This window comes from Ramlibacter sp. GCM10027632 (assembly GCF_042675325.1).
GTDB lineage: Bacteria > Pseudomonadota > Gammaproteobacteria > Burkholderiales > Burkholderiaceae_C > Ramlibacter.
Genome location: NZ_JBHTGW010000004.1, coordinates 172,957 through 194,312, shown reverse-complemented (window position 1 = coordinate 194,312; position 21,356 = coordinate 172,957). Strand labels below are relative to the sequence as shown.

General features: G+C 69.7%; 20 protein-coding genes and 1 tRNA gene. 10 read left to right on the top strand and 11 right to left on the bottom strand.

Annotated features, from left to right (window positions below; all coding sequences use genetic code 11):
• Window positions 1–28 precede the first annotated feature (28 nt).
• Window positions 29–1,768 (bottom strand): type IV-A pilus assembly ATPase PilB, encoded by a 1,740-nt coding sequence (gene pilB, locus ACFQZY_RS08400; protein WP_377415023.1) that lies wholly within the window; start codon window positions 1,766–1,768, stop codon window positions 29–31.
• A gap of 549 nt (window positions 1,769–2,317) precedes the next feature.
• Between pilB and ACFQZY_RS08395 the strand changes: the two genes are divergently transcribed.
• From ACFQZY_RS08395 to ACFQZY_RS08385, 3 genes are all read left to right on the top strand, one after another.
• A complete protein-coding gene (locus ACFQZY_RS08395) occupies window positions 2,318–4,162 on the top strand; it encodes a methyl-accepting chemotaxis protein (protein ID WP_377415021.1) in 1,845 nt (614 codons plus the stop codon).
• A 222-nt stretch (window positions 4,163–4,384) separates the two neighbouring features.
• The gene (locus ACFQZY_RS08390) at window positions 4,385–5,236 is read left to right on the top strand and encodes a class I SAM-dependent methyltransferase (RefSeq protein ID WP_377415019.1); all 852 of its coding nucleotides are present in this window, start codon (window positions 4,385–4,387) and stop codon (window positions 5,234–5,236) included.
• Complete coding sequence (locus tag ACFQZY_RS08385; RefSeq protein WP_377415017.1) at window positions 5,233–6,621, top strand: APC family permease; 1,389 nt, start codon at window positions 5,233–5,235, stop codon at window positions 6,619–6,621. The genes ACFQZY_RS08390 and ACFQZY_RS08385 overlap by 4 nt, the downstream gene beginning before the upstream one ends.
• Before the next feature lie 43 nt (window positions 6,622–6,664).
• Here ACFQZY_RS08385 and ACFQZY_RS08380 read toward each other — a convergent pair whose 3' ends face one another.
• The 3 genes from ACFQZY_RS08380 to ACFQZY_RS08370 form a co-directional block, all read right to left on the bottom strand.
• Entirely contained in the window at window positions 6,665–8,182 is a 1,518-nt protein-coding gene (locus ACFQZY_RS08380; protein WP_377415015.1) for a S8 family peptidase, read from the bottom strand.
• A gap of 119 nt (window positions 8,183–8,301) precedes the next feature.
• A tRNA-Pro gene (locus tag ACFQZY_RS08375) sits at window positions 8,302–8,378 on the bottom strand.
• Window positions 8,379–8,409: 31 nt separating this feature from the next.
• Complete coding sequence (locus ACFQZY_RS08370; protein ID WP_377415249.1) at window positions 8,410–9,339, bottom strand: polyprenyl synthetase family protein; 930 nt, start codon at window positions 9,337–9,339, stop codon at window positions 8,410–8,412.
• Window positions 9,340–9,543: 204 nt separating this feature from the next.
• Here ACFQZY_RS08370 and rplU point away from each other — a divergent pair, with 204 nt between their 5' ends.
• The 4 genes from rplU (at window position 9,544) to proB (ending at window position 12,489) form a co-directional block, all read left to right on the top strand.
• Window positions 9,544–9,855: a 50S ribosomal protein L21 gene (gene rplU, locus ACFQZY_RS08365; RefSeq protein ID WP_377415013.1), complete on the top strand. Its 312-nt coding sequence runs from the start codon at window positions 9,544–9,546 to the stop codon at window positions 9,853–9,855.
• A gap of 12 nt (window positions 9,856–9,867) precedes the next feature.
• On the top strand, window positions 9,868–10,128 hold the full coding sequence (gene rpmA, locus ACFQZY_RS08360) for a 50S ribosomal protein L27 (RefSeq protein ID WP_377415011.1): 261 nt from the start codon (window positions 9,868–9,870) through the stop codon (window positions 10,126–10,128).
• Between the two features lie 79 nt (window positions 10,129–10,207).
• The gene (gene cgtA, locus ACFQZY_RS08355; protein ID WP_377415008.1) at window positions 10,208–11,323 is read left to right on the top strand and encodes an Obg family GTPase CgtA; all 1,116 of its coding nucleotides are present in this window, start codon (window positions 10,208–10,210) and stop codon (window positions 11,321–11,323) included.
• 53 nt (window positions 11,324–11,376) lie between these two features.
• Window positions 11,377–12,489: a glutamate 5-kinase gene (gene proB / locus ACFQZY_RS08350; protein WP_377415247.1), complete on the top strand. Its 1,113-nt coding sequence runs from the start codon at window positions 11,377–11,379 to the stop codon at window positions 12,487–12,489.
• A gap of 99 nt (window positions 12,490–12,588) precedes the next feature.
• Here the strand turns inward: proB and ACFQZY_RS08345 are convergent, their stop codons facing one another.
• Both ACFQZY_RS08345 and ACFQZY_RS08340 read right to left on the bottom strand, forming a co-directional pair.
• Window positions 12,589–13,116, bottom strand: a complete 528-nt coding sequence (locus tag ACFQZY_RS08345; RefSeq protein ID WP_377415005.1) for a CNP1-like family protein — start codon at window positions 13,114–13,116, stop codon at window positions 12,589–12,591.
• On the bottom strand, window positions 13,106–13,774 hold the full coding sequence (locus ACFQZY_RS08340; RefSeq protein ID WP_377415002.1) for an RNA pyrophosphohydrolase: 669 nt from the start codon (window positions 13,772–13,774) through the stop codon (window positions 13,106–13,108). The genes ACFQZY_RS08345 and ACFQZY_RS08340 overlap by 11 nt, the downstream gene beginning before the upstream one ends.
• A gap of 96 nt (window positions 13,775–13,870) precedes the next feature.
• Between ACFQZY_RS08340 and ACFQZY_RS08335 the strand changes: the two genes are divergently transcribed.
• Complete coding sequence (locus tag ACFQZY_RS08335) at window positions 13,871–15,616, top strand: proline--tRNA ligase (protein ID WP_377415000.1); 1,746 nt, start codon at window positions 13,871–13,873, stop codon at window positions 15,614–15,616.
• Window positions 15,613–16,251 carry a lytic transglycosylase domain-containing protein gene (locus ACFQZY_RS08330; protein ID WP_377414998.1) on the top strand — a complete coding sequence of 213 codons (639 nt, stop codon included), beginning with the start codon at window positions 15,613–15,615 and terminating at the stop codon, window positions 16,249–16,251. The genes ACFQZY_RS08335 and ACFQZY_RS08330 overlap by 4 nt, the downstream gene beginning before the upstream one ends.
• Window positions 16,252–16,282: 31 nt before the next feature.
• Here the strand turns inward: ACFQZY_RS08330 and ACFQZY_RS08325 are convergent, their stop codons facing one another.
• From ACFQZY_RS08325 to hemA, 5 genes are all read right to left on the bottom strand, one after another.
• Entirely contained in the window at window positions 16,283–17,281 is a 999-nt protein-coding gene (locus tag ACFQZY_RS08325) for an AAA family ATPase (protein WP_377414995.1), read from the bottom strand.
• Between the two features lie 72 nt (window positions 17,282–17,353).
• Complete coding sequence (gene grxD, locus ACFQZY_RS08320) at window positions 17,354–17,683, bottom strand: Grx4 family monothiol glutaredoxin (RefSeq protein WP_377414992.1); 330 nt, start codon at window positions 17,681–17,683, stop codon at window positions 17,354–17,356.
• Window positions 17,684–17,735: 52 nt separating this feature from the next.
• Window positions 17,736–18,557: a peptide chain release factor N(5)-glutamine methyltransferase gene (gene prmC / locus ACFQZY_RS08315; protein ID WP_377415245.1), complete on the bottom strand. Its 822-nt coding sequence runs from the start codon at window positions 18,555–18,557 to the stop codon at window positions 17,736–17,738.
• A gap of 23 nt (window positions 18,558–18,580) precedes the next feature.
• Window positions 18,581–19,663: a peptide chain release factor 1 gene (prfA, locus tag ACFQZY_RS08310; protein WP_377414989.1), complete on the bottom strand. Its 1,083-nt coding sequence runs from the start codon at window positions 19,661–19,663 to the stop codon at window positions 18,581–18,583.
• Between the two features lie 75 nt (window positions 19,664–19,738).
• The gene (hemA, locus tag ACFQZY_RS08305) at window positions 19,739–21,010 is read right to left on the bottom strand and encodes a glutamyl-tRNA reductase (RefSeq protein WP_377414986.1); all 1,272 of its coding nucleotides are present in this window, start codon (window positions 21,008–21,010) and stop codon (window positions 19,739–19,741) included.
• Window positions 21,011–21,071: 61 nt separating this feature from the next.
• Between hemA and ACFQZY_RS08300 the strand changes: the two genes are divergently transcribed.
• Window positions 21,072–21,350: a hypothetical protein gene (locus ACFQZY_RS08300; protein WP_377414983.1), complete on the top strand. Its 279-nt coding sequence runs from the start codon at window positions 21,072–21,074 to the stop codon at window positions 21,348–21,350.
• Window positions 21,351–21,356: the final 6 nt, after the last annotated feature.

Below are 21,356 nucleotides of genomic sequence, written 5' to 3'. Positions count from 1 at the left end.
GCGGACTCCCTGTTCGTTCTTTGCTGGGTCAGGTGTTGGTGGTGCTCAGGACTTCCTCGAGCGAGGTCACGCCCAGGCGCACCTTCTGAAGGCCGGACTGGCGCAGGCTCTTCACGCCCTCGAGCTCGGACTGGTGCGCGATCTCCACCGCGTTGCCGTCGCGCAGGATGATCTGCTGGATCTCCTCGCTGATCGGCATGACCTGGTAGATGCCCACGCGGCCCTTGTAGCCGCCCAGGCAGGCGTTGCAGCCGACCGCGCGGTAGGGCTTCCAGCTGCCGTCGAGCTCCTCCTCGCGGAAGCCGGCCTCGATCAGGTTCTCGCGCGGGATCTCGGCGGGCTGCTTGCAGTTCACGCACAGCCGCCGCGCCAGGCGCTGGGCCGAGATCAGGATCACGCTGGAGGCGATGTTGAACGGCTGGATGCCCATGTTGCGCAGGCGCGTGAGCGTGGTGGGCGCGTCGTTCGTGTGGAGGGTCGAGAGCACCAGGTGGCCGGTCTGGGCGGCCTTGATGGCGATGTCCGCGGTCTCGAGGTCGCGGATCTCGCCCACCATGATGATGTCCGGGTCCTGGCGCAGGAAGGCGCGCAGGGCGGTGGCGAAGGTCAGGCCGGCACGCTCGTTGACGTTGACCTGGTTGACGCCGGGCAGCACGATTTCCGACGGGTCCTCGGCGGTGGCGATGTTCACGCCCGGCTTGTTCAGGAGGTTCAGGCAGGTGTACAGCGAGACCGTCTTGCCCGAACCGGTGGGGCCGGTGACCAGGATCATGCCGTAGGGGCGCTGGATCGCGTCGAGCAGGCGCTGCTTCTCCTCGGGCTCGTAGCCCAGGGCGTCGATGCCCATCTTGGCAGCCGACGAATCCAGGATACGGATCACGATCTTCTCGCCGAAGAGGGTGGGCAGGGTGCTGACGCGGAAGTCGATCACCTTCTCGGGGCCGACCTTGAGCTTCATGCGACCGTCCTGCGGGACCCGCTTTTCGGCGATGTCCATGCGCGAGATCACCTTGATGCGCGAGGCCAGCTTGTCCTTGATGGCCACCGGCGGGGCGGCCATCTCGCGCAGTTCGCCGTCGACCCGGAAGCGCACGCGGTAGTTGTGCTCGTAGGGTTCGAAGTGGATGTCCGACGCGCGCATGCTGATGGCGTCCAGCAGCATCTTGTGCAGGAACTTGACCACCGGGGCGTCATCGACCTCGGCGTTCATGCCGCGGTCGTCGTCGTCGGCCATGGCCGAGTCGAGCGTGGACTCGTCGAACTGGAAGTCCTCGCCGATGAGGTTGTCCATCGCCTCCGCGGCGGTGGTGGCGTTGGCCTCCACCATGCGCGTGAGCTTGTCGTACTCGGCGATGATCCAGTCGACCCCCATCTGGGTGGCGAACTTGATCTTTTCGGCGGCCTGCTGGTCGGACGGGTCGGCCGTGGCCACCGTCAGCCGGTTGTTGCGCTTGGCCAGGACCACCACGCGGAAGGACTGGCAGGTCTTGGTATCGAGGATGCCCTTGGGCAGGCGCTGGGTGTCGATGGCGTCCAGGTCCAGCAGGGGCGCGCCGTAGGCGGCGGACATCGTGTGGGCCAGGTCGGCGGGCGACACCGCGCCGGAGCCGGTGAGCTCGGCGATGAAGCTGGTGCGGTTGGCCAGCGCCTTGCCGTAGAGGTCCTCGGCCGACTTCTGCCCCAGCTTGCCGGCCGAGATCAGTGCCCGTGCCAGGCCCGGAAGGGCCACCTGGGAGGCGTCGGCAGTGAGGGTGTCAACAACGGCCATCAGTCGGTCTGGTCATGGGGTGTGCGGGGCCACCCGGGCGAAGCCTGGCGATGCGGGCATCATCGCCGAAAGCCGGGTTAGTGTAAACGTGGTATTTCGGCGCTCGCATCATGCAAAGGGTCTATACGGGGAAGGCGTCCCGCCGGCGTTGGGTCGCAGCCACGCCAGTTGCTGCAGACGGTGGCCGGCTACGCCGGAAGATTCTCGGATAGTACGTTCTTAATCATGATTCATGGGGGCTTGTTCTCCCCTGTAGCTTGCTGGTGACGACTGTTGCTTCAAAGTAGCCCTTGGCCCGACCGGCCTCGGACAACTGGTTACGATCACGCTTTTGCATGTATCTGAGGCACCGGCTCCGCCGCGTGCCTGCGACCGCCCCAGCATGACCGCGCATGCCACCGTAAGCCGCCGTGACCGGCTCCCGACGCCAGTGCCGCGCCTGGCCTGGTTCGGCCTGGCCGCGTGGCTGGCCTACAGCGCCGGGTGCCTGGCCTGGTGGGTGGCGCAGGATCCCTCGCGACTCCAGTCCATCTGCAGCTCCATCGCCCCATGACCGCCCAGCCGACGTCCCGCCTGTCCGTGAACACCGAGCAGATGCTGCAGCCGCAGCGCGCTACCGCGGACCGTGTCCTGCTCGCCACGCTCGCCTTCCTCGCCCTGATCAGCCTGGGCATCGCGGCCTTCACCCAGACCTGGGGCCTGGCCCTCCTGGTCGGCGTGCCGGCCTTCGCCGTGCCCTTCCTGATCCACCGCGCGGCGCCGGGCAGCCTGGTCTCCCGTCTGGCGATCGCCTGCGCGCTGATGGTCGACTCGGCCCTGATGATCCAGCAGGCCCACGGCATGACCGAGATGCACTTCGGCATCTTCGCCCTGCTGGCGTTCCTGCTGTACTACCGGGACTGGCGGCCGATCGTCGCGGCCGCGGGCGTGATCGCCGTGCACCACGTGGCTTTCGCCGTGGCGCAGGCTGCCGGCGCCGGGCTGTACGTGCTGGCGGGCTCGGTCAGCCTGGAACTGGTCGCGCTCCATGCAGCCTATGTGGTGTTCGAGGCCGCAGTGCTGGTCTTCATGTCGGTGATCCTGCAGCGCGAGGCGGTGGAGTCGGCGCTCGTCGCCGACCTGGCCGGCCGCATCAGCGAGGGGGACTTCGCCGCCCGCGACGCCCTGTCGCTGGGCGACGGCTTCCCCCTGCTGCGCAAGGTCGCCGGCATGCAGCAGTCGCTGGACTCCACCCTCAACGACATCACCGCGGTCATGACCGCGGTGGCCCAGGGCGAGTTCTCGCGCCGGGTGACCGTGGCTGCCCGGGGCGACCTCGATGCGCTCAAGCGCAACGTCAACCAGAGCCTGGACGCGCAGCAGGCCGTGTTCCAGGACATCACCCGGGTCATGGGAGGCATCGCCCAGGGGCGCCTGGGCGAGCGGGTGCGGGTACAGGCCCGGGGCGACCTGGACGCGCTCAAGCGCAACGTCAACCAGAGCATCGAGGCGCAGCAGGCCTTCTTCCGGGACCTGAGCGGCGTGATGAACGCGGTGGCCCAGGGCAACCTCGCCCAGCGCATGACGGTGGCGGCGCTCGGCGACCTGGAGGCGCTCAAGGCCAACATGAACGCCTCGCTGGACGCCCTGGGGGGCGCCATGCGCGTGATCAGCGGCAACACCCAGCAGGTGGCGGCGGCGTCCGGGCAGACCAGCCAGGCGATTGCCCAGATTTCCGATGGCGCCCAGAACCAGACCCATGCGATCAGCCAGGTCTCGACCGCGGTGCGCCAGACCGTCACCTCGGTCACCGAGGTGTCGCGCAACACCGAGGCGGCCAGCCAGCAGTCGCGCGCCTCCTTCGAGGCGGTGCGCTCCAGCATGGCCCGGATGGCGGAGATGGTGCAGGTCGTCAACAGCATCGCCGGCAACTCAGAGAAGATTTCCAGGATCACCGAGGTGATCGAGAAGATCGCCAACAAGACCAACCTGCTGGCGCTCAATGCGGCCATCGAGGCGGCGCGGGCGGGCGAGCATGGCAAGGGCTTCGCCGTGGTGGCCGACGAGGTCGGCAAGCTGGCCCAGAGCAGCGCGGAGAGCTCGCAGGAGATCGCGACGCTGGTCACCGAGGCGGTGGCCGAGGCGCGCCGTGCGGTCGGCACCGTCGGCCTGGTGAACGAGGAAATGGCGCGCATCGAGCAGGGCTCGCGGCAGACCGACTCGATGCTCGAGCGCATCGCCGCCGCGCTGGAGCAGCAAAGCTCGGCGATGGAGGAGATCAACATGAACCTCTCCAACGTCGACAGCATCGCCCGCAGCAACGCCGCCGCGTCCGAGCAGATCACCGCCACCATCGTCGGCCTGTCGCGGATCGCGGACGCGACCCGGGAAGAGGTCGAGCGCTTCAGGACCTGACGCCGCCGGGGCATCGGGTGCGTGCACGTTTTTGCGACTTATTTCAAGACTAGGGTAATTCCTCGGGGGTGCCCCGCCGGGTTTCTGTGCCCGATGGGCTGCGCGGAGCGGCGGATTTGCCTAGATTGATGCCCGGCCCCCCGCGGGGGGAGCGTCCTCCTCCGGTGACCCGGAGGCTGTCCCACGGCCTTTCGTTTCATGGCCCTTGCCTGGAGATGCATCGTGCGAGCCCTACGCCATTTCATCCTCGTCGCCCTCGCGGCGGCCCTCTCGTTCGGCGGCAGCGCCAGCCTGGCCCAGCCGGCCGGCGCCGCGCAGAACTACGAGCCGATGCGCGGGCAGGCCGGCAAGGACGTGATCTGGATTCCCACGCCCGAGCCCCTGATCGAGAAGATGCTCACTGCCGCCCGGGTCAGCCAGGATGACCGGGTCTTCGACCTGGGCGCCGGCGACGGCGTCATCGCCATCACCGCCGCGAAGCGGTTCGGTGCCACGGCGGTCGGCATCGAATACAACCCCCAGATGGCCGAGTTCGCCCGGCGCAAGGTGCGCGAGGCGGGCGTGGCCGACAAGGTGCGCATCATCACCGGCGACATCTTCAAGGAGGACTTCAGCTCGGCGAGCGTGGTCACGCTCTACCTGCTGCCTGACCTGAACCTGCGCCTGCGCCCGACGATCCTGGCGATGAAGCCCGGCACCCGCGTCGTGTCGCACGCCTTCACCATGGGCGAGTGGGAGGCCGACGAGGTGCTGGCCCACGAGAACGCCCGCGCCTACCTGTGGGTCGTGCCTGCGCGCGTCGAGGGCGACTGGATGCTGTCCGGCCTCGAGGGCGGTCCGGCGCGCCTGAGCTTCCGCCAGAGCTTCCAGTCGATCGGCGGCCTCATGACGCGCACCAGCGCGACCCAGCCGCTGGTGGGGGCGCGGCTGCGCGGCGTAGAACTCAGCTTCCAGTTCAGCGGCCCCGACCGGACCTTGCACAGCTTCAGCGGCCGCGTGGACGGCGGCCGCATCACCGGCACGGTGACCTCGCCGGGCGGCCAGTCGGTGCCGGTCGACCTGGTGCGCCTGTGAGCGAGGCATTGCAGGGCGCGTCCCTCGTGCGTGACTCTGCGCAGGCGACCGCGCAGCCGCTGCGGCTGCTGCATCCCGGCGCGGCGATCGCGCTGATCGTCGGCATCGTCATCGGCGCCGGCATCTTCAAGACCCCGGCGCTCGTCGCGGGAATCAGCGGCGACGCGGGCTGGGCGCTGGTCCTGTGGGCCGCGGGCGCGCTGGTCTCGGTGGCGGGCGCGCTGTGCTACGCCGAGCTGTGCACGGCCTACCCGCACGCAGGCGGGGATTACCACTTCCTGCGCCGGGCTTTCGGGCGCGACCTGTCCTTCCTGTATGCCTGGGCGCGGGCCACCGTCATCAACACCGGCTCCATCGCGCTGCTGGCCTTCGTCTTCGGCGACTACATCAGCACGCTCGCGCCGCTGGGGTCCCAGTCGAGCACGGTCTGGGCGCTGATCGTGATCATCCTGCTCACGGTGGTCAACACCATCGGCATCCATGCCTCTTCGCGGGTGCAGTCGCTGCTGCTGCTGCTCGAGGTCGGCGGGCTGCTGGCGGTGGCGGCGGCCGGCTTCTCGATGGATGTGCCCGCTTCCGGACCGCTCGTGTGGTTCGAGAAGGCGCCGGCCCCCGCGCAGTGGGGCCTGTGCCTGGTGTTCGTGCTGCTCACGTTTGGCGGCTGGAACGAGGCCGCGTATGTCTCGGCCGAGATCCGCGGCGGGCCGCGCGCCATGGTGCGGGTGATCATTGCCAGCATGGCGGCGCTCACCGCCATCTACCTGCTGGTGAACCTGGCGCTGCTGCAGGGCCTGGGCTTGCGCGGGCTTGCCGACAGCAAGACCGCCGCAGGCGACCTGCTGGGGCTGGCCTTCGGCCCGTGGGCGCAGAAGGCGCTGGGCCTGTTCGTGGCGATTGCCGCGCTGACCAGCATCAACGCCACCATGATCGTCGGCGCCCGCACCAACTTCGCCCTGGGCCGCGACTGGGCCTCCCTGCGCCTGCTGGGGCGCTGGCGCGCCCAGGCGGGCAGCCCGACGCCGGCGCTGTGGACGCAGGCCGCCATCAGCGCGGCCCTGGTCCTGCTGGGGATGGGGGAGGGGGACGGCTTCTCCGCGATGGTGGAATTCACCGCGCCGGTGTTCTGGGGCTTCCTGTTCCTCGTGGGCCTCGCCCTGGTCCGCCTGCGCCACCGTGACGCACTGGCGCCGCGCCCCTTCCGCGTGCCGCTGTACCCGGTGCTGCCGCTGGTGTTCTGCGCCGCCTGCGGCTGGCTCACCTGGTCCAGCATCACCTACGCGATCAGCCAGAAGGCCATCCATGTCTCGCTCGGCCTGCTCGCCACCGGGCTGCTCGCGCTGGCGGTGTTGCGCTGGCGCGAGCGGGGCCGGCGAAAGCGGGGCTGAGCGGCCTGGGCCGGCGCCTGCGGGTCGGGCGCCGCGCGCCCGTTCAGCGGCTGATGGTGATGCGGGTCGCCGAGTTCTGCGAGGCGTCGTAGTCCAGGCCCGAGCCGGTGATGCCGTCGACGGTGAAATCGCTCAACGTCACCGTCGACGCGAGCGAGCCGCTGGCCATCGAGCAGCTGCCGTCGCTCGAGGTCACGCAGCTTGCCGAACCGCCCGGGGCGAAGGTGCCGGCCACCGTCGCATGGGGCACCGCGGTGTTCGTGGTCACGTTTCGCACCGAGACGGTCGCGACGGCCTGCCAGCTCTTGCCGACCTTGCGCCAGGTGCCCGTGAGGCCGCTGACGGCCACGGCCTGGGGTGGCATCGCGACCGGCGCGCCGGCAGCCAGCGAGTACGCCAGCCGGTTCGGCGAGCCTGTGCCGATGGAGGCGAGCCGGTCCGGTGTCGCGTTGTCCAGGAGGAAGCGAGCCACCTCGGCCGGCGTGGCCTTCGGGTTCGCGCTGAGTGCGAGCGCGGCGATGCCGGCCACGTGCGGGCTGGCCATGGAGGTGCCGCTGATGGTGTGGGTGGCGGTGGCGCTCGTGTGCCAGGCCGAGGTGATGCCCGAGCCCGGCGCGAACAGGTCCACGCAGCTGCCGTAGTTCGAGTAGGAGGCCCGCGCGTCGCTGCTGGTGGTGGCGCCCACCGTGAGGGCGGTCGGCTCGCTGGCGGGGGAGTAGCGGCAGGCATTGGCGTTGCTGTTGCCCGCGGCGACGACCATGGTCACGCCCAGGCTGGATGCGCCCGCGACGGCGGCATTCACGGTGGTGGACTTGACGCCGCCCAGCGAGAGGTTGGCCACCGCGGGCCGGGCCGTGGTGCCGGCCACCCAGTCGATGCCGGCGATGACGCCGCTGTAGGTGCCGGAGCCGCTGCAATCCAGCACGCGTACCGGGACCAGCTGGACCGCCTTGGCCACGCCCCAGGTCGAGCCGCCGAGCGTGCCGGCCACATGGGTTCCGTGGCCGTTGCAGTCACGGGTCCCGTTGCCGTCGGCGACCTCGGTGTGGCCGCCCTGGACACGCCCGCCGAACTCGGCATGGTCGGCCCGGATGCCGGTGTCGATGACGAAGGCGGTCACGCCCAGGCCGGTGTGGTTGAAGGCGTATTGCGTATCGAGCGGCCGGTCACGCTGGTCGATGCGGTCCAGGCCCCAGGTCGCCTGGTTCTGCGGCGACGTGGCCTGGTTGAGGCGGATGGCGTGGTCGGCCTCGACGGCGTCGACATTCGGGTTGGCGCGGATGCCGGGCAGCGCAGCCGCCGGCAGGGTGGCCGCGAAGCCCTTGAGGGCGTGGGTGTAGCGGCGGTGGACCTGGCCGCCGGCGGCGCGCACCAGCCGGTCGGCTTCCTGTGCGGCATGGGCCACCGTCGGCTTGAAGACGACGATGTAGCGGTCGGGGATGGCTTGTCCCTCGGGCAGCGTGTGCGTGGCGCCCTGGGCCAGGGCCGCGGGCGCGGCGGCGGCCAGCCAGGCTGCGGCCAGGAGCGCGCGGTTCTTCGGGAACGTGGGCAGGCAGATCATGGGCGCCTCGGCGTGACCGCAAGTTTCATTGATGACTGCCATCTTGCACTTGCCCGCGCTCCAAAGCAAAAGACCCCGTTGCGTGAGCAACGAGGTCTTTGTTTGGATAACCAGAATTCTGGTCGGGGTGAGAGGATTCGAACCTCCGGCCTCTACGTCCCGAACGTAGCGCTCTACCAGGCTAAGCTACACCCCGATGTGCTTGGAATCGCCGGACTCCTGATCTCTCAGTGCCGTCGCTCAAGCAGCGAAGACGCTAATTGTAGCAAACCTTCGCTGTGTTTATTTCGCGGGAGCATCGAAAGGCAATCAATTGCGCGTTGCGCCTCGGCGGCGGCGGCCTGGCGGGCCACATCGAGCGCGCCGGTGGAGCGCACGATCGCGACGATGGCCTCGAGTTCCTCGACCGAGCCGTTCTCGATCGCGCGGCGGATTGTGTCCCGCTGTTCGGGTGTGCCGCGCTGCATGGCGGCGATCAGGGGCAGCGTGGCCTTGCCCTCGCGCAGGTCGTCGCCGAGGTTCTTGCCCATCTCGCCGGCGTCGCCGTCGTAGTCGAGTACGTCATCGATCACCTGGAAGGCGGTGCCCAGGGCCTGACCGTAGTCGGCGCAGGCCTGCTCGATCGTGGCGTCGCTGCCGGCCAGCACCGCTGCCAGGCGGGTCGAGGCCTCGAACAGCTTGGCGGTCTTCGAGCGGATCACGCGCAGGTAGCCGGCCTCGTCGAGCGAGGCGTCGTGCATGTTCATCAGCTGCAGCACCTCGCCCTCGGCGATCACGTTGGTCGCCTCAGCCAGGATCTCCATGACGCGCATGTCCTTGGCGTCCAGCATCATCTGGAACGCGCGGGAGTAGAGGAAGTCGCCCACCAGCACGCTGGCCGGGTTGCCGAAGCTCTCGTTGGCGGTGGCGCGGCCGCGGCGCAGCGTGGAGGCATCGACCACGTCGTCATGCAGCAGCGTGGCGGTGTGGATGAACTCCACCACGGCCGCCAGGTTGAAGCGCTGCGCGCCGCCGTAGCCCAGCGCGCCGGACACCAGCAGCAGCAGGGCCGGGCGCAGGCGCTTGCCGCCGGCCGAGATGATGTAGCGCGCGACCTCGCCCACCAGGGGCACGCCGGAGTCCAGGCGCCGGGCGATCACGGCGTCCATCTCACGCATGTCGTCGGCGATGAGCGCCAGCGTGGCGGCGGTCGAGTTGGGGGAGTCGGCGGGAGCGGTCAAGGCAGGCGCAGGAAGTTGCGCGCGATTATAGGCAGGCTGCCGACCCCGAACGGCGGTGCTCTGGACGTTAAGCCCAAACTATGCTACAGTCGCGGGCTCTCCCGGAAATACGTCCTGGAGAGCTTCACTTCAGAGGTCTATATGTACGCGGTCATAAAAACCGGCGGCAAGCAGTATCGCGTTGCCATCGGCGAGAAAATCAAAGTAGAACAGATTGCTGCGGACGTTGGCCAGGAAATCGTGATCGACCAGGTTCTGGCAGTCGGCAACGGCGCTGAACTCAAGGTCGGCACCCCCCTGGTGTCCGGTGCAACTGTCAAAGCCACGGTCGTGGCGCACGGCAAGCACGACAAAGTTCGCATCTTCAAGATGCGTCGTCGCAAGCACTACCAGAAGCGCCAGGGTCATCGCCAGCAGTTCACCGAGCTGCAAATCGGCGCGATTGCAGCCTAAGGAGCAACGGACATGGCACAGAAAAAAGGCGGCGGCTCTACGCGAAACGGGCGTGATTCCAAGCCCAAGATGCTCGGCGTGAAGGCCTTCGGCGGTGAGCTGATCTCCGCCGGCTCGATCATCGTGCGCCAGCGTGGCACCAAGTTCCATCCCGGCGTGAACGTCGGCGTGGGCAAGGACCACACCCTGTTCGCCCTGGTGGATGGCCACGTGTCGTTCGCCGTGAAGGGTGAGCTGAACAAGCACACCGTGAATGTGACGCCGGCGGCCTGATCGCCCTGGCATTGCCGCAAGAAGGCCCTGCGTCATTGCGCAGGGCTTTTTTGTTGGCGCTCTTCCTAGAATAGCCCCCATGAAGTTCGTCGACGAAGCCTATATCGACATTGCCGCCGGTGACGGAGGCAATGGCTGCGTGTCGTTCCGGCACGAGAAGTACAAGGAGTTCGGCGGACCCAACGGCGGCGATGGCGGCCGTGGCGGCCATGTCTACGCCGTTGCGGACCCCAACCTCAACACCCTGGTCGACTACCGCTACTCGCGCCGCCACGAGGCCAAGCGCGGCGAGCACGGCATGGGCTCGGACATGTTCGGCGCCGCCGGCGACGACATCACGCTGAAGATGCCGGTGGGCACCATCATCTCCGACGCCGAGACCGGCGAGGTGCTGTACGAACTGCTCACGCCCGGCGAGGTGATCACCATCGCCAAGGGCGGCGACGGCGGCTTCGGCAACATGCGCTTCAAGAGCGCGATCAACCGCGCCCCGCGCCAGAAGACCCCGGGCTGGCCCGGCGAGCGCAAGAGCCTGAAGCTCGAGCTCAAGGTGCTGGCCGACGTCGGCCTGCTGGGCATGCCCAACGCGGGCAAGTCCACCCTGATCGCCGCCATCTCGAACGCGCGCCCCAAGATCGCCGACTACCCCTTCACCACGCTGCACCCCAACCTGGGCGTGGTGCGCGTCGGCCCCGAGCAGAGCTTCGTCGTCGCCGACGTGCCTGGCCTGATCGAGGGCGCATCGGAGGGCGCGGGCCTGGGTCACCAGTTCCTGCGCCACCTGCAGCGCACCCGCATCCTGCTGCACCTGGTGGACATCGCTCCTTTCGACGAGGGCGTCGATCCGGTCGCCCAGGCCAAGGCCATCGTGGGCGAGCTGAAGAAATACGACAAGGCCCTGTACGACAAGCCGCGCTGGCTGGTCCTGAACAAGCTGGACATGGTGCCGGCCGACGAGCGCGAGGCGCGCGTCAAGGACTTCGTCAAGCGTTTCAAGTACAAGGGCCCCGTCTTCGAAATCTCGGCCCTGACCCGCGAGGGCTGTGAGGACCTGATCAAGGCCGTCTACCAGCAGGTCAAGGCGCAGCAGGTGGCCGAGCAACCGCATGTCGAGGTCGATCCCCGGTTCGATCCCGCCACGGGCACGGTCGACGATCCCCGCTTCGCCGCGCCGGCCCCCGACAACGAATCCTGATGACGCAAACCCCGGCTTCACCCGCTTCCACGATTTCCGCGCCGGCCGCGCAGATGTTGCGCAGTGCACGCCGCATCGTCGTCAAGGTCGGCTCCAGCCTCGTGACCAACGAGGGCCGGGGCCTGGATGAAGCAGCGATCGGCGAGTGGAGCCGCCAGCTGGCCGCGCTGGCCCGCGACGGCCGCGAGGTGATCATGGTTTCCAGCGGCGCCATCGCCGAAGGCATGAAGCGCCTGGGCTGGAGCACCCGCCCCCACGAGCTGCGTGAGCTGCAGGCCGCAGCCGCGGTCGGCCAGATGGGCCTGGCCCAGATGTACGAGACCAAGCTGCGCCAGAACGGCCTGGGCTCGGCCCAGGTGCTGCTCACGCACGCCGACCTGGCAGACCGCGAGCGTTACCTCAATGCCCGCTCCACGCTGCTGACCCTGCTGGGGCTGCGCGTGCTGCCGGTGATCAACGAGAACGACACCGTCGTCAACGACGAGATCAAGTTCGGCGACAACGACACGCTGGGCGCGCTCGTGGCCAACCTGGTCGAGGCCGACGTGCTCGTGATCCTCACCGACCAGAAGGGCCTGTACACCGCCGACCCGCGCAAGGACCCGGCGGCCACCTTCGTCCACGAGGCCCGCGCCGGCGACCCGGTGCTGGAGCAGATGGCGGGCGGCGCGGGCTCGAGCATCGGCAAGGGCGGCATGATCACCAAGATCCTGGCGGCCAAGCGCGCCGCCGGCTCGGGCGCCTCGACGGTGATCGCCTGGGGCCGGGAGCCCGACGCCCTGATCCGCCTGTTCGGCGGCGAGCCGGTCGGCACGCTGCTGGTCGCGCCCACGCAGAAGAGCCAGGCGCGCAAGCGCTGGATGGCGGACCACCTCCAGATGCGGGGCGCGGTCACCGTCGACCAGGGGGCGGCTGCCAAGGTGTGCGAGGAGGGCAAGAGCCTCCTGCCGATCGGCATGGTCTCGGTCGAGGGTGACTTCTCCCGCGGCGAGGTGATCGCGGTGCGCGACCCGTCCGGCACCGAGATCGCACGCGGGCTGGCCAACTACGCCAGCGCGGAGGCGCGCCTCCTGTGCCGCAGGCCGTCCGCCGACATCGAGAAGCTGCTCGGGTACGTGGCCGAACCCGAGATGATCCACCGCACCAACCTGGTCGTCACGCGCTGAGCGCGCGGCGCGGAGGGCGGGCCTCCCGGCAGGCTCCGGGGCCTGCCCAGGCCCGGCGGGGGCGTTCGTTGCGACGGCCCGGGGAATTCGCTGGCAGCCCTAGCGCAGGGTGCCTTCCCGTGTGGCCAGTGCGCGGCGCACGTCCTCTGCGCTGCGACGGGCCTGCGTCACTTCACCGCACAGCCCGGCGCCTGCCAGGGCCTGGGTGTGGCGCGGGCTGGCCGCCAGCGGCTGCCACGCCGCACTGCCGACGGGCCGCCAGCCCGAACCCGGCGTGTAGCGCGCGTAGACCTTGGCTTCACCCGGGATGCAGCGCACGCCTTCCTGCATGGCATTGACCGCGCCGCTGGCGCTGGTGGCCACGACCACATAGCGGATCACCCCGTCGCCGCCCACCACGATGGAAGCGGGGTCCACGCCGAAGCGCAGCTCGGAGGTGCGGACCTCCACGGGAACCAGGCCCTCGGTACGAAGGCCCTGGGGCAGGGCGGTGGCCTCCTCCCGCCAGTCGGGGCGCTCGGCCGCGTTCTCGTTCGGCCGGGGAAGGCCAGTGACCGGGTCGTAGCCCTGGGCCCCGGCCAGCGTGCAACCGCCCAGCGCCAGCAGCAGGGCTGCCTTACGAAGCACGCCGCCCCCCCGGGGCCTGGCGGTTCAGCCCGGCCTGCGGGTCGGGCTCGAAGGTGGCGCCCGGCGGGAGCTCGAAATCGGGACTGGGCAGGCCATGCGGCGGGGCCGCATGGTGGTGATGGTCATGGTGATCGCCATCGCGCGGGCGCATGCCGCCTCGCAGGAAGCGGTTGCGGTGGTGCTCGGTGCGGGGCAGGAAGCGCGCCAGCTCCGTCAGCGCCATCTCGTAGACGCCGCGCTTGAACTCGACCACCACATCCAGCGGGACCCAGTAGTCATTCCAGCGCCAGGCGTCGAATTCGGGATGGTCGGTGGCGCGCAGGTTCAGGTTCCAGTCGGCGCCCGTCAACTGCAGCAGGAACCAGATCTGCTTCTGTCCCTTGTAGTGGCCGCGTGCGTCGCGGCGGATGTAGCGGTCCGGCACCTCGTAGCGCAACCAGTCCCGGGTGCGGGCAACGATGCGCACATGCTCGGCACGGAGGCCGACCTCCTCGTGGAGCTCCCGGTACATCGCCTGCTCCGGCGTCTCGCCGCGATCGATGCCCCCTTGCGGGAACTGCCAGCTGTGGGTGCGTATGCGCTTGCCCCAGAACACCTGGTTTTTCTGATTGAGCAGGATGATGCCGACGTTGGGCCTGAAGCCGTCCCGGTCAAGCATAATCAAACCCCAATTCTTGAACTGAGTTCATTATGCACGCCGTCGCGCGTGCCACAAGCAACTCGGCCGTTCTAGTCCCCCCGCCCCCGCGCACCGATGAAAGCATCCCAGTTTCTCATTTCCACGCTCAAGGAAGCACCCGCCGACGCCGAGGTCGCGAGCCATCGCCTGATGACCCGCGCCGGCATGATCAAGAAGCTGGGCGCAGGCATCTACACCTACATGCCCATGGGCCTGCGCGTGATCCGCAAGGTGGAAGCCATCGTGCGCGAGGAGATGAACCGGGCCGGCGCGGTGGAGTGCACCATGCCGATCGTGCAGCCCGCGGAGCTGTGGCAGGAGACCGGCCGCTTCGAGAAGATGGGCCCCGAGCTGCTTCGCATCAAGGATCGCCACGACCGCGACTTCATCATCCAGCCCACCAGCGAGGAAGTCGTCACCGACATCGCCCGCCAGGAGCTTCGCAGCTACAAGCAGCTGCCCAAGAACCTCTACCAGATCCAGGTCAAGTTCCGTGACGAGCGCCGCCCGCGCTTCGGCCTGATGCGTGGCCGCGAGTTCATCATGAAGGACGCGTACTCCTTCGACCGCGACCAGGCGTCCGCCAAGGCCAGCTACCAGGTGATGGCCCAGGCCTACCGCCGCATCTTCGACCGCTTCGGCCTGCGCTATCGCGCGGTGGCGGCGGACAGCGGCGCCATCGGGGGCGACCTGTCCGAGGAGTTCCAGGTGATCGCCGCCACTGGCGAGGACGCCATCGTCTACTGCCCGGACAGCGACTACGCCGCCAACATCGAGAAGGCCGAGGCGCTCGCGCCGCAGGGCCCGCGCCCGGCGCCCGCCAAGGCGATGGAGAAGGTGCCCACCCCGGGCAAGAGCACCTGCGAGGACGTCGCGGCGCTGCTCGGTGTGCCGCTGCAGACCACGGTGAAGTCCCTGGTCCTGGCGACCGACCAGCTCAATGAGGCCGGCGAGGTCGTCAAGAGCCAGGTCTGGCTGCTGCTGGTGCGCGGCGACCACGACATGAACGAAGTCAAGGTCGGCAAGGTGCCGGGCCTGGACGCCGGCTTCCGCTTCGCCACCGTGCCCGAAATCCTCGAGCACTTCGGCGCCAAGCCCGGCTACCTGGGCCCGATCGGCCTGAAGAAGCCGGTCAAGGTCGTGGCCGACCGCGAGGTCGCCCTGATGGCCGACTGGATCTGCGGTGCCAACGAGGAAGACTTCCACATCGCCGGCGTGAACTGGGGCCGCGACCTGCCCGAGCCCGACGCTGTGGCCGACATCCGCAACATCGTCGAAGGCGATCTCTCCCCCGACGGCAAGGGCCGGCTGGCCATCGAGCGCGGCATCGAGGTGGGCCACGTGTTCTACCTGGGCACCAAGTACAGCAAGGCCATGCAGGCCAACTTCCTCGACGAGAACGGCAAGCCGCAGCCGATGGAGATGGGCTGCTACGGCATCGGCATCACCCGCCTGCCGGCCGCCGCCATCGAGCAGAACCACGACGAGCGCGGGATCATCTGGCCCGACGCGATCGCCCCGTTCACCGTGGTGGTGTGCCCCATCGGCATGGACCGCAGCGCCGAGGTCAAGGCGGCCGCCGAGAAGCTGCACGACGAGCTCGCCGCCCTGGGTGTGGACGTGATGCTCGACGACCGCGGCGAGCGCCCCGGTGCGATGTTCGCCGACTGGGAGCTGATCGGCGTGCCGCACCGCGTCGTCATCTCCGACCGCGGCCTCAAGGAGGGCCAGCTGGAGTACCAGCACCGTCGCGACACCGCGGCCACCAAGGTCGCCGCCGACGGCATCCTCGACTTCCTCAAGGGCAAGCTCACGTCGTGACCTCGCGCCGGCAGTGCCTCCTGGCTGGCCTCGGCGGGCTGGGGGCGCTGGCGGCCGGCCGGCCCGCCTGGGCCGGCACCCAGGTCGAGGAGCCGCTGGCCGACTCGGTGCGCTCGGCCCTGAGTTCCGCCATCGCCAACGCGGCGCCGCCGGTGCCCGAGTTCGCCACCACGGCGGCCCGCCTGGCCTACCTGCGCTGGCTGGTGGAAATGACGGTGCGCTTGCAGCGCCACAAGGTGGACTGGCGCGAGCGCAAGGAATTCCTGCAGACGGCCTGGTACGAGGCCAAGCGCGCGGGCCTGGACCCGGGCCTGGTGCTGGGGCTGATCCAGGTCGAGAGCGCGTTCCGCAAGTTCGCGGTGAGCGTGGCCGGCGCGCGCGGCTACATGCAGGTGATGCCGTTCTGGAGCCGCCTGATCGGCGACGGCGACCCGGGCCGCCTGTTCCACATGCAGACCAACCTGCGATTCGGCTGCGTGATCCTGCGCCACTACCTGGACCGCGAGCGCGGCGACCTGTTCATGGCCCTGGGCCGCTACAACGGCAGCCGCGGCCGGCGCGAGTACCCGGATGCGGTGTTCGCCGCGGCGCGCCGGTGGGAGTTCAAGGACCCCCACCACGTCGAGCCGCGCTGACCGGCGCGCAGCCTGCGGGGTCGCCTTGCCCCTACTGCAGGAACCCGAGCTTCGCCTTGCCGCTGCCGGCGCGGGGCAGGTCCTCGGGCTGGATGCATCCGCGCCCGTCGAGGCGGGCGTTGCCGAAGCCGGTCATGAGGGCGCGGCGCATCTCGCGCGGCGCCAGCGCGGCGAGCAGGTCCAGCAGGTCGTCGGCGGGCTCGGGGTCGAAGCGGCTGCCCCAGCCATGCTCGCCGCGGATCGAGGCGTAGAGGTTGCGTGCGATCTGGCGCGCCGCCTCGTGAGAGGGCGGCTCGACCTCGAACACGTTCATGCGATTGAGGATCGGCTCGGGGATGCCGCGCTCGTCGTTGGCGGTCATGATCCAGATCACCTGGCTGGCGTCGATGGCCACCTCGGCGAACTCGTCGATGAAGCTGCCCGCGGTGTCGTGCTCCAGCAGGCCGTAGAGGGCGCCCAGGGGGTCGTACTGCGCGTCGGCGCTGGCCTTGTCGATCTCGTCGACCACGATCACCGGGTTGGCGTACTGGCCGTCGACGATGGCCTCGAACACCTTGCCCGGCTTGGATCCCTTCCACTGGGAGGAGGCGCCCGAGAGCAGCCATCCCGCGGTCATCGCGCTCATGGGAACCAGGTTCATGCCGGTGCCCAGGAGGTCGGCCAGGCGCCGCGCGAAATGGGTCTTGCCGATGCCGGGCGGGCCGAGCAGCAGCATGGGGGTGACCTCCAGGCCGTCCCGGCTGTCCTGGGCGAGCGCGACGTGTCGCCTCACGTCGTCCAGCGCCTCGGTGAAATTGGGCAGCTCCTCGTAGAGGCGCGCCATGTCGGGGATGCCTGCGGGTTTGACCTGGAAGCGCTCCGGCCCCCGCTCCAGCATGCGCTCATAGGTCGTACGCAGGTGCTCGTGTTCGTGCGCGGACAGCTTGGCGAGCTTGCGCTCCACATCCTGCGGCTGGAACACGTGCCGCACCTGGGCGATGGGCAGCTGGAACCCGTGGGGGTCGTGGCGAACGAGTTGGTTGGATGGCATGGTGTTTTCCCCTCAACAACGCATGGCACCCATTCCAGCACATCACATGCGGGAGGTGAACCCGGAAAAGGGTCAGGTGTTGCTGCCTGTTCCCAGGATCTGCTGCAGCTCGCCGCTCTCGTACATCTCCATCATGATGTCGGAGCCGCCGATGAACTCGCCCTTGATGTAAAGCTGCGGGATGGTGGGCCAGTTGCTGTACTCCTTGATGCCCTGGCGGATCGCCGGGTCCTCGAGCACGTTGACGGTGGCCAGGCCGCGCGGGTCGACGCCGCAGGCCTTGAGGATCTGCACGGCGCGCCCGGAGAAGCCGCACTGCGGGAAGGAGGCGGTGCCCTTCATGAAAAGCACGACCTCGCTGTTCTTCACGAGCTGGTCGATGCGCTGCTGGGTGTCGTCCATGGTGTCTTTCCTTGTGGCGGCGAGGCGCCGCGGTGCCGTCGATTATCCGAAATCAGCCAAGCCATTGCCCGCCGCAGGCCCGTTCGATGCCGGCGAGGTCGCGCCGGCTTTGCACCTGCGTGAAGCCGGCGCCTTCGAGCAGTGCGCGTACCGCGCCGGCCTGGTCCCACCCGTGCTCCAGCAGCAGCCAGCCGCCGGGGGCCAGGTGGGCGGGCGCCTGCCGCACGATGGCGCGCAGGTCGTCCAGGCCGTCGGCCCCGGAGGCGAGTGCCGACAGCGGCTCGTGGACCAGGGCGGCGAGGTGCTCGTCGTCGCTGGCGATGTAGGGCGGGTTGCTCACGACCAGGTCGTAGCCGCGGCCCGCCCCTTCGAGCCAGCTGGCGGCGCGGAAGTCCACCGCCAGCCCGAGCCGCTGCGCGTTGGCGCGGGCCACGGCCAGGGCGTCCTCGCTGCGGTCCACCGCCTCCACGCGCGCCTGCGGGCGGCGGTGGGCGATGGCCAGGGCGATCGCGCCGCTGCCGGTGCCCAGGTCGATGGCGGCGGGCCCGGGCCGGCCCGCCAGGACTTCGAGTGCCCATTCGACCAGGGTCTCGGTGTCGGGGCGAGGAACGAGCACGCGCCGATCCACCGCCAGCGGCAGGCCGAAGAACTCCTTCTCGCCCACCAGGTAGGCCACCGGCTCGCCGGCGGCGCGGCGCAGGCACAGCGCCTCGTAGGCCGCCTGCGCCGGGGGCGGCAGGTCGTCGGTGTCGTGGGCGATCAGCCAGGCGCGGTCGTGGGCCGGGCGGCCCAGCGCGTGCAGCAGCAGGAGCTGCGCGTCGAAACGGTCCAGGCCGAGGGCGGCGGCGCGGGCGAGGGCCCGGGCCAGGTTCATCGCGCCCGCGGGCGGCCCGCCGCTCACGAGGCCGCCTCCAGGTCCGCGAGCTGTTCGGCCTTGCGCGCCAGCAGCAGGCCCTCGACCATTTCGTCGATCTCGCCCTCCATCGCCGCGCCGAGCTTGTACAGCGTGAGGTTGATGCGGTGGTCGGTGATGCGGCCCTGTGGGAAGTTGTAGGTGCGGATGCGGTCGCTGCGGTCGCCGCTGCCGATCAGCCCCTTGCGCGTGGCCGCCTCCTTGGCGGCGCGGGCGGCGCGCTCGGCCTCGTGGATGCGCGCGGCGAGCACCTGCAGCGCCTTGGCCTTGTTGCGGTGCTGGGAGCGGTCGTCCTGGCACTCGGCGACGATGCCGGTGGGGAGGTGCGTGACCCGCACCGCCGAATCGGTCTTGTTGATATGTTGCCCGCCCGCACCGGAGGCGCGGAAGGTGTCGATGCGCAGGTCCGCCGGGTTGATCTGCACCGCCTGGGCCTCGTCCGGCTCGGGCAGGGCGGCCACGGTGCAGGCGCTGGTGTGGATGCGGCCCTGGGTCTCGGTGGCCGGCACGCGCTGCACCCGGTGGCCGCCGGACTCGAACTTGAGCTTGCCGTAGGCGCCGTCGCCCACCACGCGCACCACGACTTCCTTGTAGCCGCCGACCTCGCCGGGGCTCTCGCTCACGAGCTCGCAGCGCCAGCCCTGGCGGTCGGCGTAGCGGGTGTACATGCGAAGCAGGTCACCGGCGAACAGCGCCGACTCGTCGCCGCCGGTGCCGGCGCGGATCTCCAGGAAGACGTTGCGCACGTCGTCCGGGTCCTTGGGCAGCAGCAGCTTCTGCAGCTCGTCCTCCAGGCGGGGCAGGTCGGCCTCGAGCTGGGCGATCTCCTCCTTCGCCAGGTCGGCCATGTCCGGGTCGGCCAGCATCTCGCGCGCGGCGGCGAGGTCGGCCTCGCGCTGGCGGAACTGGCCGTACAGGCCGGCGACCTCGCTGACCTCGGCATGTTCGCGCGTCAGTGCGCGCAGGCGGTCCATGTCGTTGGCCATCTCGGGCTGCTGCAGGAAGAAGTCGAGCTCCTGCAGGCGCACGGGGTAGCGATCGAGTTGCTGGCGGAGGAAGGGTTTCATGGGCGCGAGGAAGCTGGGGGAGACGGGTGCGGGACGCGCGCCGCCCGGTCGGACGGCACGGCGGGCACAGGCCCGCTAACGCTCCTTGCGCAGGAAGAAATGCTCGATCGCGCTGGTGGCGCGCTGGCGCGCCTGGGCGTCGCCGGCATGCAGCTCGGCGAGCGCGCCGTGCAGCATCTTCTGCGTCAGCCCCCGGGACAGGGCCTCGAGCACGGCGTCGACATCCTCGCCCTTGGCGAGCAGCTTGCGGGCGCGTGCCAGTTCGTGCGCGCGCCACTCGTCCGCCTGGGCATTGAGCTGGCGGATCAGGGGCACGGCCCGGCGCTGGTCCATCCAGTGCAGGAAGCTCTGGACGCCGGCGTCGACGATGGCCTCGGCCTGGGCCACGGCCGCCTGGCGCTGGGCCTGGCCGGTCTGCACCACGTGGGCGAGGTCGTCCACGGTGTAGAGGAAGACATCTTCCAGGTCCTTGACCTCAGGCTCGATGTCGCGTGGCACGGCCAGGTCCACCATGAACATGGGGCGGTGCTTGCGCAGCTTGAGCGCGCGCTCCACGGCGCCGAGGCCGATGATGGGCAGCTGGCTGGCGGTGGAGGAGACCACCGCGTCGAATTCATGCAGGCGGTCCGGCAGGTCGGCCAGGCGCAGGACCTCGCCGCCGAAGCGCGAGGCCAGTTTCTCGCCGCGCTCCAGGGTGCGGTTGGCGATGGCGATGTGCCTGGGGTTCTTGGCCGCGAAGTGGGTCGCAGCCAGCTCGATCATCTCGCCGGCGCCCACGAACAGCACCTTGATGCGGGTCAGGTCCTCGAACAGCTGCCCGGCCAGGCGCACCGCGGCGGCCGACATGCTGATGGAGTGCGCGCCGATCTCGGTGGCGGTGCGCACCTCCTTGGCCACGGCGAAGGAGCGCTGGAACAGCTGGTTCAGCGTGGTGCCCAGCGCGCCGGCCTGGTCGGCCACGCGCACGGCGTCCTTGAGCTGGCCGAGGATCTGGGCCTCGCCGAGCACCATGGAGTCCAGGCCGCTGGCGACGCGGAAGGCGTGGCGGGCGGCCGAGCCTTCCTCGAGCACGTAGGCATGCGAGCGCAGCTGCGACGGCGACACGCCGCCCGAGCGGGCCAGCCACTCGAGCGTGGGCTCCATGGCCGGCTGCTCGCCGGCGCAGTAGATCTCGGTGCGGTTGCAGGTGGAGAGGATGGCCGCTTCCGGCGCCGGGCCGCCGTGGCCGTGCAGGTTCTGCCGCAAGGCGGAGAGCGTCGGCGCGATCTGGTCGATGGCGAACGCGAAGCGGCCCCGCATGTCGACGGGGGCCGTCGTGTGGTTGATGCCGAGGGCCCAGACTGCCATATGGTTGGGAATTATAAAATCCGGCGGTTTATCAAGATCTTGCGGCCCGGCCCGCGCTGCGATGGGCTTCTTCCAATCCCTGCTCCACCTGCTCGGTTTCGTCGCGCCGGCCCTCGCCCTGGGCCTGCTGCTGCCCCTGGCCGCGCGCTGGGCGCTGCCTGCGGGCGGGCGGGTGACCCGCTACTGGCCGCAGGCGGCCCTGGTGGCTGCCGCCGGCACCGCCGCCCTGCTGGCCGGCCTGTGGTTCTTCGGGCGCGACGGCAAGATGGCCTCGTACGCCGCGCTCGTGGCGGTGGCCGCCCTGGCGCAATGGCTGCTGGCCGCAGGCTGGCGCCGCTGACTCACC